This is a genomic window from Komagataeibacter rhaeticus, assembly GCF_003207855.1.
Classification (GTDB): domain Bacteria; phylum Pseudomonadota; class Alphaproteobacteria; order Acetobacterales; family Acetobacteraceae; genus Komagataeibacter; species Komagataeibacter rhaeticus.
In genome coordinates this window covers 1-15,935 of the sequence record NZ_NKTZ01000034.1, presented here as the reverse complement: position 1 = coordinate 15,935, position 15,935 = coordinate 1, and the positions used below count along the sequence as shown (strand labels likewise).

Here is a 15,935-nt window from a genome sequence, read left to right as displayed (position 1 = left end):
AGGACAGGACCTTGCGCGTGAACCAGTCCATGATCGCCACGAGATAGAGAAATCCCCGTTTCATGGGAATATATGTGATATCGGAACACCAGACCTGGTCAGGCCGATTGATGACCAGATCCCGTAGCAGATATGGATATTTCCGATGCTCCGGATGGGGCACGGTCGTGCGCGGCTTCTGGTAGATCGCCCGCAGGCCCATGATCGCCATGAGCCGCCGGACCCGCTTGCGGCCCACTTCATGTCCCTGGCGGCGCAGATGCCATGTCATCTGCCGTGAGCCATAATACGGCGTTTCCAGGAACTGGGCGTCGATCAGCCGCATCAGCTCCAGATTGGCTTCGCTCTGTGGCACAGGCCGATAGTAGACGCCCGACCGGTTGAGTTGCAGCAGCGTGCATTGCCGGATTATCGGCAGGCATGCTCTCTTCGGGTCAATCATCTGCCGCCTCTGATCACGCCCAACCGAGCAGAGGCATCCCGCAAAAAATCCCGTTCCACCAGCAACTGGCCGATCTTGGCGTGCAGTTTCTCTACATCAGCAGGGCTGACTGAAGGTTCCGTTACTGACTTACCAGAAAAAAGGCTTGCCATGCCTTCGATCGCCTGGCGCTTCCATTGGGCGATCATCGTCTGATGCACGCCATGTTTCGAAGCCAGTTCCGCCAGCGTCAGTTCCCCACGGATCGCCTCCAGCGCAACCCGTGACTTGAACTCTGCCGCATACCGTTTCCGCGTAACCTTGCCCATAAAACCCGTCCTCGTTCAGGCCAGATGATAGCTTATCGCCCTGTCCGAAAAATGGGGACCACCTCTTTACCTCCTACGCCAGCACGCCCACGCCTGCGGGCACGCTGGCCTATACCCTGCGTGCCGACCTGAACAGCGACATCCGCCTTGGCCTGCGCGGCACCGCGCGCATCTACGGCCCACGGCACATGCTGGTGCTGTGGGCCCTGCGCAAACCACTGGGCGTGGTACGGCAATGGCTTTCCTTCTAGCCAGCCCGCAAGGCGGCGCATGAACGCGCGCGCTCCCTGGCCTGCCCTGCGTGATGACCTGGAACTGTTACGGGGGCCCGTTGTAACCGGCGCGCCGACATGGACCCTCTATGACCCCACCCGCCACCGTTACGTACGCGTTGGCAGCATGGAAATGGAAATACTGCAGCGCTGGGACCTGGCTGACCCGGACACGATTGCCCGCGTGGTCAGTGAACAGAGCACGTTTGATGTGCAGCCTGCCGATGTCACGGCCTTTGCCGCCTTCCTGCGGCAGGCCGGGCTGACCACGGCCCAGACCAGCACGGACAGTGCCCTGCTGGCCCGGCAGGCGCGCAAGCCCCCATTGCTGTCATGGATCCTGCATCATTACCTTTTCCTGCGGGTACGGTTATGCAATCCCGATCCGGTCCTAAAACGTTGCATTCTACTAACGAACTGGCTTTTTACCCGTCAGTTCTGTACCGGCCTTGTGCTGGCGGTGGGGCTGGCATTGATCCTGGTCGTGCAGCAATGGAGCCTTTATGCCGCGGGGTTCATGCATCTCATCACCCCGCAAGGTGCGATCGGGATTGCTCTGGCGCTGACATGTAGCAAGATGGTACATGAACTGGGCCATGGTATCGCGGCACGCCATTTTGGCTGCCGGGTACCCGCAATGGGGATTGCCTTTCTGGTCCTGTGCCCCGTTTTATGGACCGATACAACTGATGCGTGGCGACTGATCCGTGCGCGCGACCGGCTGGTTATCGACTGCGCTGGCATGGTGGCGGAAATCATGCTGGCGACACTGGCCACCATTATCTGGAGCATCGTGCCCGACGGCGCGCTGCGTGACGGCCTGTTTACGTTAAGCAGTTCGACATGGGTCCTTACCCTGTCGGTCAATCTCAGCCCACTGATGCGGTTTGACGGGTATTATATACTCTCCGACCTCATGGGCATTCCCAACCTGCAGGAACGCGCATTTGCGTGGACACGCTGGCGTACCCGCAAGTTCCTGTTTGGTATGGATACCCCCCCGCCCGAGGTCTTTCCCGCGTACCGGGGGCTCATGCTGACCGGCTACAGCATGGCGACATGGCTTTATCGTTTTTTCCTGTTCACCGGCATTGCACTGGTTGTCTATCATGCGGTTTTCCCCGCGCTGGGCGTGGTTCTGATGGGAATTGAAATCTGGTTCTTTGTTGCCCGCCCCATCATGGGAGAACTGGCGCAATGGGCACGGCAGGCCCTGCATGCGCCAGGCAGCCGCCGCGTGCATGTTACGGGCGCCGCTTTGGCCATACTGCTGGCACTCCTGGTACTGCCATGGAGTCACTCTGTGCGCGCACCTGCCGTATTGCGGGCGGAAGGGCAGAGTATGCTTTATACGCAGGATCCCGGCCAGGTGGTGCGCCTGCTCCCGACAGGCAGCATGGTACAGGCAGGCGAAACCGTGGCCGAACTGCGCTCCCCCCAGCTTGACCATGACCGCGCCGTATCGATGGCACGACTGGCGACGCTGGAAGCCACATTATCGGAGCGGATGTTTGGCGTGGAAGATACAGCCTCGCTTGATGATACGCGCGACAAGATCGAGCAGGAAACAGCCGAGCGCCTGCGGGCTGAAGCCGCCATAAGGCAGTTGACCCTTACCGCGCCCTTCGCCGGCATGCTGGTAGATGTTCCACCGGAAATCCATGTCGGTGATACGCTGAAACAGCATGATTATATCGGATCAATCATAACAGAAGACCATGCCGCCATTGAGGCATATGTGCATGAAATGGACATCAGCTTCATACAGCCCGGGGCAAAGGCCAGTTTTATGGCCAACAGCCCTGGTGCCAAGCGGATAACAGGGCATGTACGGTCGATTTCGGTTGCATCAGTCCCGGACATCGATGCGCTGGAACAGGCCTCCCTGTATGGCGGGCATATCAAGGCACATCGGGACGAAACCAGCCACAGGATCGTACCGGAAGAAGCGGTCTACCAGGTTATTATCCTGCCTGATGGGCCGCTGCCACCAGTCAGACAGCGCATAGGGGGAATGGTCCGCATACACGCCACCGCCACCAGTTTTATGCAGCGGACCTATCGCAAGATTGTTTCGGTCTTTATGGGAGAAGCTGGCCTGTAGCAGCAACACGCAGGATCTAGCAGGCTGCCGGAGCGAAGCCGAGCCGTTTCATCCCTGCGAACGGCGCCGGGCAATCGCGTCCCGCAATTCGGCGAAGACGGTCTCGGCCGGGATGCTCGACCCGCTCTCGTCCCCAAGCCGGATCGCCTCCCGCAGGGCATCGAGATCGCGGCGATCCGTATCGCGCCGGCGCATCCATTCGCGCAACGCCTCGCGCACCACCTCGCTGGTTGAGGCGTACTCACCACCGTCGACGGATTGCCGCAGGATCGCGGCCATCTCGGACGGCACGGTGATGGTCATACGTTCGATTGTGGACATAAGGCGGTTCCTCCCAAGTGAGCATACTTTATCATACTTATGAAGTATCCGCTTTGTCAGCCGAAAACCTTCAGGCGAGCAGCCGACATCAAATCCCAAGCCCACGCTTCCGCCCGAAATTCCAGTCCACCGATCCACCCGGCGACAGGGTGCCGGACCCCACGACGACGCAGGAAACTTTCGCGATCTTCATCGGTTTTCGCGACCAGTGCCTGCCGGGATGCCTGGATGCCGGAGACAAATGACGCCGGGCTGGCCGTGGCGAAATTCCGTAGCGCTGGTGTGGCCTGATGCACGAAACGCGAGGCGGCGAACTTGCTATGCCGGATCGTGATCTGTTCGAAATTTTCCACGCCCCAGAGCATTCTGTTTTGACACACTCCGCGCAGATAGAATGACGCAATGCCAAGGCTCTTGCTGCCGACTTCGGAATTCCAGGCGTAGAAGCCCCGGAAATAGAGATCGGGATCGCCGTTGGGCAGGCAGCCCGCCTCGATCGGGTGCGTGTCGTCCACAAGGAACAGGAACACATCGCGGTCCGATGCATATTCAGCCTCGATGGCTTCCTGCTCGGTATGCAGGGCTTCGAGACGGGCGGTTTCTTCGTCAGAAAGCGGCATTTCCGTGCCATCGATTTCCGCGAACTGCCGTGTGTGGCCCCATGGGAATGCCAGGGCGGTTTCGACCCACTTCCAGCCCTCGGCGCGGACCTGTTCAGCCGCCTCCTGCAGCTTTTCCATGACCAGCCGGTCCAGAATGGCCGGATCCTGCAGCCAGCCGCCGTCATCGGCCTCGAACAGGTCGCGCATGATGTGGCCGCCAGCCGCAACATAGACATCCAGTCCGACGAAGCGCCCGCGGCGAAGCGGAACTGCGCCTTCCGGACAGCAAAACCGGAGCGAAGACTGTCCAGTTGGGCACGGCAGCGGTTGATGTCCTGAAGACCACCCCTCGCCTGCCCGACAATCCCTATGTCATCACCGGACGCAAGGCTGGCGAATATCTCACTGACCTGCAAAAGCCGTGGCGTCGTATCCGCAAGGCGGCAGGGCTGGATGGCGTCAGGCTCCACGATCTCCGTCATTCCTTTGCATCAGATGCCCTGGAGATGGGAGCGGACCTGACAATGATCGGCCGGATGCTGGGCCATAGCGACATCAAGACCACCTCCCGGTACGCCCACCTGAAGCGGGAAAACGTCAAACGCTCGACGGATCAGGTCGCCCAGCGCATTTCATCCGCGCTCACCGGTGCAAGGATACAGGCCTGAATGCCGATCATACCCAATCAACGGCCTGTCCGTCAGCATCAGCCTACGTTTTAGGTCTCGGGAACAACCAGCACATAGCTGGTGCTTCTTCCTCCTGCCGCCTCCCTGACCAGAATATCGCGCGATACGAGATCATTGATATCTCGCAGGGCTGTATCCGGTGACGTTTTCGCCAGCTTCGCCCATTTGGATGAGGTCAGCTTACCCTCGAACCCGTCCAGCAGACGGTTCAGCATGAGGCGTTGCCGGTCATTGATCGATTGTCCGACCAGATTATCCCAGAAACGGGCCTTCTGGATGACCTTTTCCAAGATCAGCTCAGCGCGATCAAAAGCGCGATCCAGCGCCCCCAGAAACCAGTGAAGCCAGGACGTGACGTCCATATCCCCCTTCTGGGTAGCTTCAAGGATTGCGTAATAATCCTTCCGTTCCTGCCGGATCTGGGCCGACAGGCTGTAGAAACGCTGCTCTGTCTGTTCCGAACGCGCCAGCATGAGGTCACCGATAGCCCGTGCCATGCGCCCGTTTCCGTCCTCAAATGGATGAATGGTCACAAACCACAAATGTGCGATGGCTGCCTTCAGCACAGGATCCAGCGCTTGCCCGGCATTGCACCAGTTGAGGAAGACCTGCATCTCTGCGGGCACCCTGCTGGCTATCGGCGCCTCATAATGAACCTTCTCCCGTCCGACAGGGCCTGACACGACCTGCATCGGGCCGGTTCTGTCATCGCGCCACTCTCCGACCAGAATGCGTGACATGCCGTTTCGGCCAGTGGGAAACAAAGCCGCATGCCAGGCGAACAGCCTTTCCTCGGTCAGCGGATCGGCATAATGCCGGGTCGCATCCAGCATCATCTCCACAATGCCTTCGACATCCCGATCCACCGGTGCCAGCGCGCCAATATCCATCCCCAGTCGCCGGGCAATGGAAGAACGCACCTGCTCACGATCGAGGTTTTCGCCCTCGATCTCGCTCGACTTGATGACATCTTCCGTCAGGGTCTGGAGCACGGCTTCCGACCTGAAATCGAAGCCGAGGCTTTCCATACGGCCCAAGAGGCGTCCCTGCCGATGACGCACTGCGCCTAGTTCATGGGCAATGGTGTCCTTGTCCCACTGGAAGCCGGGCCAGTCTTCATGCTGATGAATGTATCGCGCCATATTCCCTGCACTCCTTGCAGGGAATATGGCGCCTAATCGCCGCAGACTGCAAGGCTATATCCGCATGATATGCGGCGAATAAATCCTTTATCCCTGCACACACGCTGGACGGTCTTGTAAAAAATTCTATGTCACACACCATTTTGCCCGTTTGGTATCGAGCAGGAAGATATGCCCATCTGAAACGTGAGAACGCTAAACACTTCACGGATCAGCAAGCTCACATGAAATGGCTTGCAGGTCACATCATACAACATTATTGTTGTAAACATGATTCCTGACCTTATCCCTGCGGCTGGCTCGCCCTGGCCCTTGCTACCGCCCGGCGTCCATCCAGCAAGCCTTGATGAGGTGAGCGTCAGATTCGCAACAAACCCTTGGCGCCGTAGCCTGTTTGATGGCCTAGTTGACGCATCAAACCTATTGCGTAACGCGGGGTGCCCGACGATCTACTTGGACGGCAGTTATATATCGGGGAAACCAAAGCCAGGTGACTTCGATGCATGTTGGGATCCGACAGGTGTCGACCCGACGAAGCTTGATCCGGTGTTCTTGGACTTTACCAATGGACGCGCTTCACAGAAAGCCGCGTTCAAAGGGGAGTTTTTCCCAGAGGTGGTCCCCATTTTTCGGACAGGGCGATAAGCTATCATCTGGCCTGAACGAGGACGGGTTTTATGGGCAAGGTTACGCGGAAACGGTATGCGGCGGAGTTCAAATCACGGGTTGCCCTGGAGGCGATCCGTGGGGAACTGACGCTGGCGGAACTGGCTTCGAAACATGGGGTGCATCAGACGATGATCGCCCAGTGGAAACGGCAGGCGATCGAGGGGATGGCGGCGACCTTTTCCGGGAAGACGGTGTCTGAGCCCCCGGTCAGCCCTGCTGATGTGGAGAAACTGCACGCGAAGATAGGCGAGCTTCTCGTGGAACGGGATTTTTTACGCGATGCCTCTGCTCGGTTGGGCGTGATCAGAGGCGGCAGATGATTGACCCGAAGCGAGCGCGCCTGCCGATAATCCGGCAATGCACGCTGCTGCGACTCAACCGGTCGGGCGTTTACTATCGGCCTGTGCCACAGAGCGAGGCCAATCTGAAGCTGATGCGGCTGATCGACGCCCAGTTCCTGGAAACGCCGTATTATGGCTCACGGCAGATGACATGGCATCTGCGCCGCCTGGGACATGAAGTGGGCCGCAAGCGGGTCCGGCGGCTCATGGCGATCATGGGCCTGCGGGCGATCTACCAGAAGCCGCGCACGACCGTGCCCCATCCGGAACATCGGAAATATCCATATCTGCTACGGGATCTGGTCATCGACCGGCCCAACCAGGTGTGGTGTTCCGACATCACTTATATCCCGATGCACAAGGGCTTTCTCTATCTGGTGGCGGTGATGGATTGGCACACGCGCAAGGTGCTGTCCTGGCGTCTGTCGAACACAATGGATGCGGAGTTCTGCGTCGAGGCACTCCGGGATGCGCTGGTGCGCTACGGCTCCCCGGAGATTTTCAACACGGACCAGGGTTCACAATTCACGACGCCCCGGTTCACCGAGGTTCTGGAACGACGCCAGGTTCGCATCAGCATGGATGGGCGCGGTCGCTGGCTGGACAACGTGTTCATCGAGCGTCTGTGGCGGTCGCTGAAATACGAATGCGTCTATTTGCACGCGTTCGAAACCGGATCGGAGCTACGGGCCGGGCTTGGCAGATGGATCGCCCATTATAACGAAAGGCGTCCGCATACGGCGCTGGCTGGACGTACGCCCGATGAGGCGTATCATGACGTGCCGACGCCATCTGGTCCGGGGTTAACCCCGGACCAGATGGCCAACAGCAACGCCGTCAGAAGGGCGGCATAACAACAACCGGGTATAGCTTATCAAGCCCACAAAACTGTCCGAACGGACGGGACCACCTCTCCCTTCATCCATGACATGTACCGATGTCGGACGCACATTCGTCGAATTTTTCCAACAAGATCGCTTCACGGGGAACCAGAAAGGAATCATCTCTATCTTACTTCAGACTGATCCACTTTTGACTGGAAAGGTGCAGCCATGATCTACAGCGACAAGCAATGTGGAATATCGAGAGCCCAGCTTTCAAAGCTACAGGCTGCACTACGCACCGCAACTGAACACGTGTCCGACCAGTCGTGGCTTAAGCAAGCAGAAATAAACGCACTCAAAAGCCAGATATCGGATATCGAGGCTGAGATTACAGAATATGAACTACTACGGTCTGGTCAAGTTTCCTTCACGAAAGCTTACGCTCTTGATGAACTCCCGCGCATACTAGTTCAAGCACGGATTGCGGCAGGCATGAGCCAAACCGAACTTGCTGAGAAACTACATCTAAAGCCGCAACAAATTCAGCGCTACGAGGCCAGTTTCTATATGGGAGCTAGTCTCTCACGCTTAATCGAAATTGCGCATGCTCTCGGTGTAAAAGCCTCGGGGAGCTTTGAAGGACCGAGACAAACTGACAGTGCTATCTATGCATGGGGCACTGCAGACGATATCGTTTGGGGCCAACTCCCCTATAAGGAAATGATCAAACGCAAATGGTTTGATGTTCCACGCGGCACCAATCCCATAGAAAAAGTCAAAGAGTATTTTTTACATGCTGCTGGGCCGCAATTCGCGTCAGCGCTACATCGCAAGAAAATGCATAGTGGCAATGCCCCTAATGAGTACGCCTTACTCGCATGGCAAGCACGCGTAATAGATCGAGCACGACAGAAAATAGCACTTGGCAAAACAGGAAAGTTTGAACTTGATGACACGTGGCTTGGACAGATTACACAACTTACTAAAAAGAAAAATGGACCACTTCTTGCGCGAGATTTATTAGCCACGCACGGAATTACTCTCATTATTGAACCACATTTGCCTGGTTCTTATCTTGATGGCGCAGCAATGGTCATTGATGGAGATCGACCAGTTATCGGCCTTACATTACGTTATGATAGGCTCGACAACTTCTGGTTCGTGCTAATGCATGAACTCGGTCATATTTTTCTTCATCTTTTTGATGGATTACGCTTTGACTTCTTCGACGACGAGAACGCGAGAGATAGTGATACAATTGAAATCGATGCCGACAAGTTTGCTCTGGATGTGTTGATACCAGAAAATCTATGGGATCAATGCCTCTCTCGTTTTGCCTTGTCAGAAGAATCCGTTAGAATTGATGCTGAAACCGTAGGCATTCATTCCAGCATAATTGCTGGCCGCATCCGTAAAGAACAAAATAACTATACCATTCTAAACAATCTGGTTGGCCAAGGGCAGGTACGATCATTGCTTGAAGAGGTGTCCCATGATCTTGACTAAAGGAATGTACGTGCCGGCACTTCGTTGGAGACTAGGAGAATACCAAGCTCTCAATCGACTAACAGACGTAGCTAAAGATCTGATTGTCCCTTATATTACTATACCGGAGGTCGAATTCGACTTTGAACTATGGAAACCAAAAAAAAGTATTCAAGAGCATGTCGAACCATTTCCGGATCGCTTTAAAACCAAATGGGGACACAGACCTGCATGGATTACAGTTCATCCTGAAATATTAGGAAAGCCGATGGACAGTAGTCAGGATATTTTCACGTATATTTTTGAAAATCTTCGAGCATACGAAACAAATGCTGTACCAGCATTACCATTAGATGCACCACTCGCCGTTATTCCTGTCGTAAGGGACATTATTGCTATCGACCAATTGGGAGTTGCAATAACGGTACGCATGGAAGATTTGATGAAGCCCGATGCTCGTTTGCGCGTCGAAACTCTGTGTTCAAAGCTGGGGATTAGCCTTGAAGAAACGGATCTCGTAATTGACCTTGGATCGCCAAACTTCGAACCTTATCGTGCATTCGCGGGAGCGATGACCGTGGCACTGCAACGTTTTGGCGATTTAGGAATATTCCGAAATTTCACAATAATAAGCACTGCGATCCCAGAAACATTTAAGGATGTTGCCCGCGGTGCAGATCAACTTGTGCGACACGATTGGCTATTTTACCAGACGTTGATTACAACCTTACCCACTCACATGCGGCGACCTAATTATGGAGATTATGCAATAATTAATCCAAATTTTGCGCCGGTAGACATGCGCAAGATTAAAGCGTCTGGAAAACTCGTATACACGACACCTAAAACCTGGGAAATCCGGAAAGGTGGCGCCTTCCGCGATCACCCTGAACAAATGCATGATCATTGTGCATCAATTGTAGCGTCAGGTGAATTTTCAGGTTCGGCGTTTTCGAGTGGCGACGATTACATTTATAAATGTGCTTTACGCACAAAAGGACATAGCAATCAGACTAGATGGAAAGAAGTTGCTATCAGCCATCATATTATGCAGGTTCTCAGCGATCTCGCCACGTTCGGCGCTGGACCATAAAAGATCGAATAGAGGCCGTAAGCTCTTTAGGAGTCATTACTCTGCATAATATTTCATAAAGTTGCTTTCTCGGCTGCCTAAGATCCTTAGCTGAGTATCCAGCTTGTTTTAAGAGATCGACGACTTCGTCACGCCAGAGCAAATGTGCCATCATAAACGGATCAACCAAAGGGTTTATGGTAGCAGTCCGTAAAACACTAAAATTAATACCACCTCTTATACCTCGCTCAGCTAAAATTAAACCGCACCACTCAGGAACAACTGAAACAATATCTTCCAAATGCTTTTTTGATGCGACAAAAGTAATCTTCTGAAGCGATTTTGTATATGTTGATATTTGTATATCAAGTCTATCCAAATTATCTTTTTCGCTCTTTATTTCATAACCATGAATATGACCATTAATAACTGCAATATCAATACGACTCTTTGCATGAACCAGACCGAGTTCATCTATGATAAGGGTATTCGGACGTGAGTTAGCACGACGCAAATATTTTGCGTGCAAGGCCTTCCGTATCTCTAAATCCGATGTTTCGATCTTCTTCATCACAATCACATATGAGCTAGTCTGGGGGTTTTTACAGATTTTCCCCACTGAACCAAGGGTCTTTTTAAGGCAATTATGCCCCTACTCGCGGCATCCGCGCCTTCTTTCTAAACAAACAACGCCATTCAACTGGAAAGAGCTTGGACACTTCAAAAAATAGAATGTTTCCTCACAATTGACAAGGATTGGCAAAGAATGCCATTCTATTAGTCGGAGGCACCTATAGCAACAATGAACGTGTCCCTGCCCGGCCCCATGAAGAAATGGGTGGAAGACCAAGCTAGGACAGGACGATATAGTAATGCGAGCGACTATGTCCGCGATCTGATCAGACGTGATCAGGAGGCACGTACCATGCATAGCGAACTCCAAGGCCACGTCGTCGCAGGTCTACGTAGCGGCCCGGGAACCAGGAGTATGGAGCAGTTGCGAAAAGACGCCCGTGCGGCAGCCGAACCAACGGATAGTGACCTATAAGTTCGCTTGCCCACCTCATCGTCCCGAGGGAATGGCTGCGAGCTCGACTGCTGATGCTGGCTTTCTGCCCCGCCGCTGTTTCTGGAAGGCCCGATCGGTCTCCATAAAGCGCCCGACCATGAGCGGCACCAGTCTGGCCGCATCGGGGATGGCATCTGCCGTCTCACCTGCTTTCCCGGAGATCAGTTCCGCATACAGCAGCAGATCGCGATGTATCTCTGCGGGTAGTTCGATGGTCAGCTTGACGGGCCGACTGTCTGGAATGGTGCTGATACGGAGTTTTGTCATGGCGTAGCTCCTTCATGCGGATGCCAGGGTTTGAGGACCAGATCACGATTGACGATCAGGGTAAACGGCAGGCCGGGCCGATCGGTCAGCGTGGGCTGCACATCCATGCTGCGGTCGATCAGGCGATTTCCCACCATGGAAAACCCGTTGCTGGCCCCGCTGCGGATCGCCTGAAGCAGGTTGTTCTCACCCCATGATGTCCCGGCTTCAGAGCCGACGCTCAGCATGGTTGTCACCAATGCTGCCCTGAAAAGCTGGCCCCAGTGCTGGTCCACCATATCCTTGAGCCCGGTCTGACCGATCGCATCGGCACCCGGGATCCTGTCGAGCACAATGCTCTCGCCATCGGGACGGATGAGACGGGTCCAGATCACCTGCGTGCGCTGCTGCCCAAACGAGACGCTGCTGTTATAGGTGCCGAAAAGGGTGCTGCCCTGCGGCACAAGCAGGTAGCGTCCGGTCGGGCTGTCATAGACGTTCTGGGTCACATGCCCGATCAATTGCCCCGGCAGATCCGAACTGACCTTCGAGTTGAGCGCGCCCGCGATTACCGTCCCCGCCTGAATGATATATGGGGAAACAGGCAGGGTCAGCGGCTTGGTCCGGCTGATATCCGATGGCGGCACGCTGAGATAGAGCGTCGTGGGGCGGCCGCCACGCACGATGTCGGGGATCCGCCACGTGCAGCGGGATGTCACCTTGGCCACGACCGGATCACGATACAGGCCAAGGAACGACATGGCGGTAGACAACACGCCGGACCGTTCGTTGGGGGACTTGTTGAGCAGTTCCCGAGCGGCCGACGCCACCACAGGGTGCGGCCCCGCCTCTCCCAGATGCTTCGTGCGCATCATGGCGCGTAATGTCGTCTCGATCGGGCGTTTTGGATCGGAAAGCAGATTTGCCACGCCGCTGAGGGTTTTGTCCTTCTCCGCATACAGGACATGCAGGATGGCCCCTACCAGAAGGGAATGGCTGGTCTTTTCCCAGTGGCTGCGGCGTTCCAGCGAACCCTCGGGATCGACCAGCACGTCAGCCACATTCTGGGCATCCCGCACCTCCCACTCACCCCGGCGGATTTCCAGCAGAGGGTTGTAGGCATCCGAGCGTGGATTGGTGGGGTCAAACAGAAGGACACGGCTGAATGTTCCCCGGAAACCTGCGGTCTCCTGCCAGTTCTCCCCCTTGATGTCATGCACGATGGCCGACCCCGGCCAGGTCAGGAGTGTCGGGATGACGAGACCCACGCCCTTGCCCGAGCGTGTCGGCGCGAAGCACAGAACATGCTCCGGGCCATTATGCCGAAGATAGGTCTTGCGGTGACAGGGCGATGTGCGGGTTGCTGGCGAAAGCATCCCGCAGGGCCAGCGTGCGCCAGGCCGTCAGTTCGGTGAGCAGCCGGTCAGGCAGCGGCTTGATCCCGTCTTCCTCCTCGGGGTCGACATCGGGAGAGATGGTGTTGCCCTCCCCGCCCGCATCGTCGCCATAACCCGTAAGACGTTCATCCTGCCCATCATACGCGGGGTAATCGTATTCATCCGAACCGTCAGCATCATCGTCTTTCGGCTCGGCTGGCATGTCTTCGGGCAGCACAAAGCCTCGTTCCACCTGCAATGTGCCATCGCTGTCGAAGCTGACAAAAGCCCCGGCCCGCGCCATGTCAGCGGGATCGAACGCCAGAGGCCGTTCTTCGAGGGCAAGAATGGCCTGTTCGATCTCGCCCAGCCGCGCATCGACCTCGTCCGGATATTCGTCGGCCTGGGCATATTCGGCCTCGATACTTTCCTGCTCGGTATGCAGGACTTCAAGACGGGCTGTCTCTTCATCGGACAGTGGCACTTCCGTGCCATCGATCTCCGCGAACTGCCGCGTATGACCCCATGGGAATGACAGGGCGGTTTCGACCCATTTCCAGCCCTCGGCGCGGATGTCGTCGGCGGCTGCTTGCAGCTTTTCTATGACCAGCCGGTCCAGAATGGCCGGATCCTGCAGCCAGCCGCCGTCATCGGCCTCGAACAGGTCGCGCATGACGTGGCCACCCGCTACGATATAGGCCTCCAGCCCTACGAAACGGGCACGGGCGTCCGAAGCCCGCACGGTCTTTTCCGTCAGCATGCGGCGGATGACATAGGGCTCACGGTTATGGCCCTGGGACACGATATCCCAGACCTGTTCCTGACGGGCATGGTCATCGCTGATGGAAAAGGCCATCAACTGCTCCAGCTTCATGCCGTCCTGCTCATAGATATCCAGCAGTTTGTCGGACACGGTCATGAGACGCAGACGCTGCTTGACCACAGCGGGTGCTACAAAGAACGCAGCTGCAATTTCCTCCTCGGACATGCCTTTCTCCAGCATGTCACGGAAGGCACGGAACTGGTCCAGCGGATGCAGGGACACCCGCTGGACGTTCTCGGCCAGGGAATCATCCTCGGCGAGAATGGCCGATCCGGCCGCGCGCACCACGCACGGCACCGAGGCCGTCTTCGCGAGCTTCTTCTGCTTCACCAGCAGTTCGAGGGCACGGAAGCGTCGTCCGCCGGCAGGCACCTCATAGGTACCGGTCTCGGCCCCGGTATCGTCGAGAACGGGGCGGACATTCAGGCTCTGCAGCAGCCCGCGGCGTTCGATGTCGCAGGCCAGTTCCTCGATCGACAGGCCGGACTTCATACCCTGCGGCACAGCTTTGCCACGCACCTGCTTGAGGATGGTGTCGATGTCCGCGTGATCCAGGTTCTGCTAGGTCATTCCCGTCTGGAGACCACGGCCCTTTATACAAAAGTTGCGACACGGACCGTGCGGGCCGTCATCAGTCCGCTCGACAGACTGGGCATGCTGGCGACAATGCAGGCGAGACCCGACGGCTGATCCCCGGGCGGGGCGGTCATGTCTGCCTCCCTCGAACTGGGGGACATCTTCCGGGTTGCCGGCCCTGCCTGGCGGTCAGCCCATGCCGGCCGTCTCCCCCTGCAGCAGCTCAAGGTCATGTCGGCGATCGAACACTGTCGCACCGCGGCCCTTGGTGGTCATGTCGCGGCCTGTGGTGACTGTGGACACTGGCGGATCGCCTATAACAGCTGCCGCAACCGTCATTGTCCGCGCTGTCAGGGGAACGCCGCGCGGACATGGCTGGCCGAGCGGGAGGCCGATCTGCTGCCGGTCGGGTATTTCCATGTCGTCTTCACCCTACCTGCGCGGATCGCCGACATCGCGCTCCAGAACAAGGCCGTTCTCTACACCCTGCTGTTCCAGGCGGCCTCGGAGACGATGATGACGATCGCCGCCGATCCCCGGCATCTGGGTGCCCGCATCGGCATCACCGCCGTGCTGCACAGTTGGGGTTCGGCGCTGACCCACCATCCCCATGTGCACATGATCGTGCCGGGTGGCGGTCTCTCGTCCGATGGTCGGCGCTGGATCTCGTCACGCCCTGCCTTCCTGCTGCCCGTTCGCGTGCTGGGCAAACTGTTCCGCCGCCTGTTCCTGACCCGGCTGCGCGCACTTTTCGATGCAGAGGTGGTCCCCATTTTTCGGACAGGGCGATAAGCTATCATCTGGCCTGAACGAGGACGGGTTTTATGGGCAAGGTTACGCGGAAACGGTATGCGGCAGAGTTCAAGTCACGGGTTGCGCTGGAGGCGATCCGTGGGGAACTGACGCTGGCGGAACTGGCTTCGAAACATGGCGTGCATCAGACGATGATCGCCCAATGGAAGCGCCAGGCGATCGAAGGCATGGCAAGCCTTTTTTCTGGTAAGTCAGTAACGGAACCTTCAGTCAGCCCTGCTGATGTAGAGAAACTGCACGCCAAGATCGGCCAGTTGCTGGTGGAACGGGATTTTTTGCGGGATGCCTCTGCTCGGTTGGGCGTGATCAGAGGCGGCAGATGATTGACCCGAAGAGAGCATGCCTGCCGATAATCCGGCAATGCACGCTGCTGCAACTCAACCGGTCGGGCGTCTACTATCGGCCTGTGCCACAGAGCGAAGCCAATCTGGAGCTGATGCGGCTGATCGACGCCCAGTTCCTGGAAACGCCGTATTATGGCTCACGGCAGATGACATGGCATCTGCGCCGCCAGGGACATGAAGTGGGCCGCAAGCGGGTCCGGCGGCTCATGGCGATCATGGGCCTGCGGGCGATCTACCAGAAGCCGCGCACGACCGTGCCCCATCCGGAGCATCGGAAATATCCATATCTGCTACGGGATCTGGTCATCAATCGGCCTGACCAGGTCTGGTGTTCCGATATCACATATATTCCCATGAAACGGGGATTTCTCTATCTCGTGGCGATCATGGACTGGTTCACGCGCAAGGTCCTGTCCT

General features: G+C 56.7%; 12 protein-coding genes and 7 pseudogenes. 10 read left to right on the top strand and 9 right to left on the bottom strand.

From position 1 onward, the window contains the following. Positions 1–750, bottom strand: a pseudogene (locus CFR78_RS15120) (IS3 family transposase); the annotation flags it as partial. A 270-nt stretch (positions 751–1,020) separates the two neighbouring features. Between CFR78_RS15120 and CFR78_RS15110 the strand changes: the two are divergent. Continuing rightward, on the top strand, positions 1,021–3,126 hold the full coding sequence (locus CFR78_RS15110; RefSeq protein WP_034929976.1) for an HlyD family efflux transporter periplasmic adaptor subunit: 2,106 nt from the start codon (positions 1,021–1,023) through the stop codon (positions 3,124–3,126). 48 nt (positions 3,127–3,174) lie between these two features. Here CFR78_RS15110 and CFR78_RS15105 read toward each other — a convergent pair whose 3' ends face one another. The 3 genes and pseudogenes from CFR78_RS15105 to CFR78_RS16490 all read right to left on the bottom strand — a co-directional run. Next, positions 3,175–3,447: a type II toxin-antitoxin system ParD family antitoxin gene (locus tag CFR78_RS15105; RefSeq protein ID WP_034929974.1), complete on the bottom strand. Its 273-nt coding sequence runs from the start codon at positions 3,445–3,447 to the stop codon at positions 3,175–3,177. A 146-nt stretch (positions 3,448–3,593) separates the two neighbouring features. Further along, positions 3,594–3,995, bottom strand: a pseudogene (locus tag CFR78_RS15100) (DUF932 domain-containing protein); the annotation flags it as partial. Next, a pseudogene (locus tag CFR78_RS16490) lies at positions 3,990–4,310 on the bottom strand (chromosome partitioning protein ParB); the annotation flags it as partial. The pseudogenes CFR78_RS16490 and CFR78_RS15100, both read right to left, overlap by 6 nt. A gap of 50 nt (positions 4,311–4,360) precedes the next feature. Here CFR78_RS16490 and CFR78_RS15095 point away from each other — a divergent pair. Then, positions 4,361–4,717 carry a tyrosine-type recombinase/integrase gene (locus CFR78_RS15095; protein WP_456305862.1) on the top strand — a complete coding sequence of 119 codons (357 nt, stop codon included), beginning with the start codon at positions 4,361–4,363 and terminating at the stop codon, positions 4,715–4,717. Positions 4,718–4,767: 50 nt separating this feature from the next. Here the strand turns inward: CFR78_RS15095 and CFR78_RS15090 are convergent, their stop codons facing one another. Beyond that, positions 4,768–5,880 (bottom strand): Fic family protein, encoded by a 1,113-nt coding sequence (locus CFR78_RS15090; RefSeq protein WP_034929969.1) that lies wholly within the window; start codon positions 5,878–5,880, stop codon positions 4,768–4,770. 270 nt (positions 5,881–6,150) lie between these two features. Between CFR78_RS15090 and CFR78_RS16795 the strand changes: the two genes are divergently transcribed. The 4 genes from CFR78_RS16795 to CFR78_RS15070 all read left to right on the top strand — a co-directional run bounded on the left by CFR78_RS16795 (position 6,151) and on the right by CFR78_RS15070 (position 10,292). Next, complete coding sequence (locus CFR78_RS16795; protein ID WP_408884609.1) at positions 6,151–6,525, top strand: DUF6932 family protein; 375 nt, start codon at positions 6,151–6,153, stop codon at positions 6,523–6,525. 32 nt (positions 6,526–6,557) lie between these two features. Next, positions 6,558–7,744, top strand: a protein-coding gene (locus CFR78_RS15080) for an IS3 family transposase (protein ID WP_110581325.1) whose coding sequence is annotated in 2 segments (ribosomal slippage) — positions 6,558–6,816 and positions 6,816–7,744 — 1,188 coding nt in all. Because the reading frame shifts where the segments join, the coding sequence is not laid out codon by codon here. A 198-nt stretch (positions 7,745–7,942) separates the two neighbouring features. Further along, positions 7,943–9,220, top strand: coding sequence for an XRE family transcriptional regulator (locus CFR78_RS15075; RefSeq protein WP_034929967.1), 1,278 nt, complete (start codon positions 7,943–7,945; stop codon positions 9,218–9,220). Positions 9,221–9,230: 10 nt separating this feature from the next. Continuing rightward, on the top strand, positions 9,231–10,292 hold the full coding sequence (locus CFR78_RS15070; RefSeq protein ID WP_205619136.1) for a beta family protein: 1,062 nt from the start codon (positions 9,231–9,233) through the stop codon (positions 10,290–10,292). On the opposite strand, the gene CFR78_RS15065 is transcribed toward CFR78_RS15070, so the two are convergent. Beyond that, on the bottom strand, positions 10,258–10,842 hold the full coding sequence (locus CFR78_RS15065; RefSeq protein ID WP_084149647.1) for a sce7726 family protein: 585 nt from the start codon (positions 10,840–10,842) through the stop codon (positions 10,258–10,260). The genes CFR78_RS15070 and CFR78_RS15065 overlap by 35 nt on opposite strands. Positions 10,843–11,073: 231 nt before the next feature. Between CFR78_RS15065 and CFR78_RS15060 the strand changes: the two genes are divergently transcribed. Beyond that, positions 11,074–11,319 (top strand): type II toxin-antitoxin system ParD family antitoxin, encoded by a 246-nt coding sequence (locus tag CFR78_RS15060; protein WP_084149646.1) that lies wholly within the window; start codon positions 11,074–11,076, stop codon positions 11,317–11,319. A gap of 15 nt (positions 11,320–11,334) precedes the next feature. On the opposite strand, the gene CFR78_RS15055 is transcribed toward CFR78_RS15060, so the two are convergent. From CFR78_RS15055 to CFR78_RS15045, 3 genes and pseudogenes are all read right to left on the bottom strand, one after another. Next, on the bottom strand, positions 11,335–11,607 hold the full coding sequence (locus tag CFR78_RS15055; RefSeq protein ID WP_034929965.1) for a DUF2274 domain-containing protein: 273 nt from the start codon (positions 11,605–11,607) through the stop codon (positions 11,335–11,337). Continuing rightward, positions 11,604–12,962 carry a TrbI/VirB10 family protein gene (locus tag CFR78_RS16805; RefSeq protein ID WP_167331779.1) on the bottom strand — a complete coding sequence of 453 codons (1,359 nt, stop codon included), beginning with the start codon at positions 12,960–12,962 and terminating at the stop codon, positions 11,604–11,606. The genes CFR78_RS15055 and CFR78_RS16805 overlap by 4 nt, the downstream gene beginning before the upstream one ends. After that, positions 12,928–14,277: pseudogene (locus CFR78_RS15045) on the bottom strand (ParB/RepB/Spo0J family partition protein); the annotation flags it as partial. The gene CFR78_RS16805 and the pseudogene CFR78_RS15045, both read right to left, overlap by 35 nt. Between CFR78_RS15045 and CFR78_RS15040 the strand changes: the two are divergent. From CFR78_RS15040 to CFR78_RS15030, 3 pseudogenes are all read left to right on the top strand, one after another. Further along, positions 14,266–14,475 (top strand): annotated as a pseudogene (locus CFR78_RS15040) (tyrosine-type recombinase/integrase); the annotation flags it as partial. The pseudogenes CFR78_RS15045 and CFR78_RS15040 sit on opposite strands and share 12 nt — an antisense overlap. An 18-nt stretch (positions 14,476–14,493) precedes the next feature. Beyond that, positions 14,494–15,123 (top strand): annotated as a pseudogene (locus CFR78_RS15035) (IS91 family transposase); the annotation flags it as partial. A gap of 62 nt (positions 15,124–15,185) precedes the next feature. Beyond that, a pseudogene (locus CFR78_RS15030) lies at positions 15,186–15,935 on the top strand (IS3 family transposase); the annotation flags it as partial.

Bases quoted from the DNA above. Each gene is read 5' to 3' on its own strand.
- CFR78_RS15075 (WP_034929967.1), top strand. From the start codon at position 7,943: ATGATCTACAGCGACAAGCAATGTGGAATATCGAGAGCCCAGCTTTCA.
- CFR78_RS15105 (WP_034929974.1), bottom strand. From the start codon at position 3,447: ATGTCCACAATCGAACGTATGACCATCACCGTGCCGTCCGAGATGGCC.
- CFR78_RS15060 (WP_084149646.1), top strand. From the start codon at position 11,074: ATGAACGTGTCCCTGCCCGGCCCCATGAAGAAATGGGTGGAAGACCAA.
- CFR78_RS16805 (WP_167331779.1), bottom strand. From the start codon at position 12,962: ATGCTTTCGCCAGCAACCCGCACATCGCCCTGTCACCGCAAGACCTAT.
- CFR78_RS15110 (WP_034929976.1), top strand. From the start codon at position 1,021: ATGAACGCGCGCGCTCCCTGGCCTGCCCTGCGTGATGACCTGGAACTG.
- CFR78_RS16795 (WP_408884609.1), top strand. From the start codon at position 6,151: ATGATTCCTGACCTTATCCCTGCGGCTGGCTCGCCCTGGCCCTTGCTA.
- CFR78_RS15065 (WP_084149647.1), bottom strand. From the start codon at position 10,842: ATGAAGAAGATCGAAACATCGGATTTAGAGATACGGAAGGCCTTGCAC.
- CFR78_RS15090 (WP_034929969.1), bottom strand. From the start codon at position 5,880: ATGGCGCGATACATTCATCAGCATGAAGACTGGCCCGGCTTCCAGTGG.
- CFR78_RS15055 (WP_034929965.1), bottom strand. From the start codon at position 11,607: ATGACAAAACTCCGTATCAGCACCATTCCAGACAGTCGGCCCGTCAAG.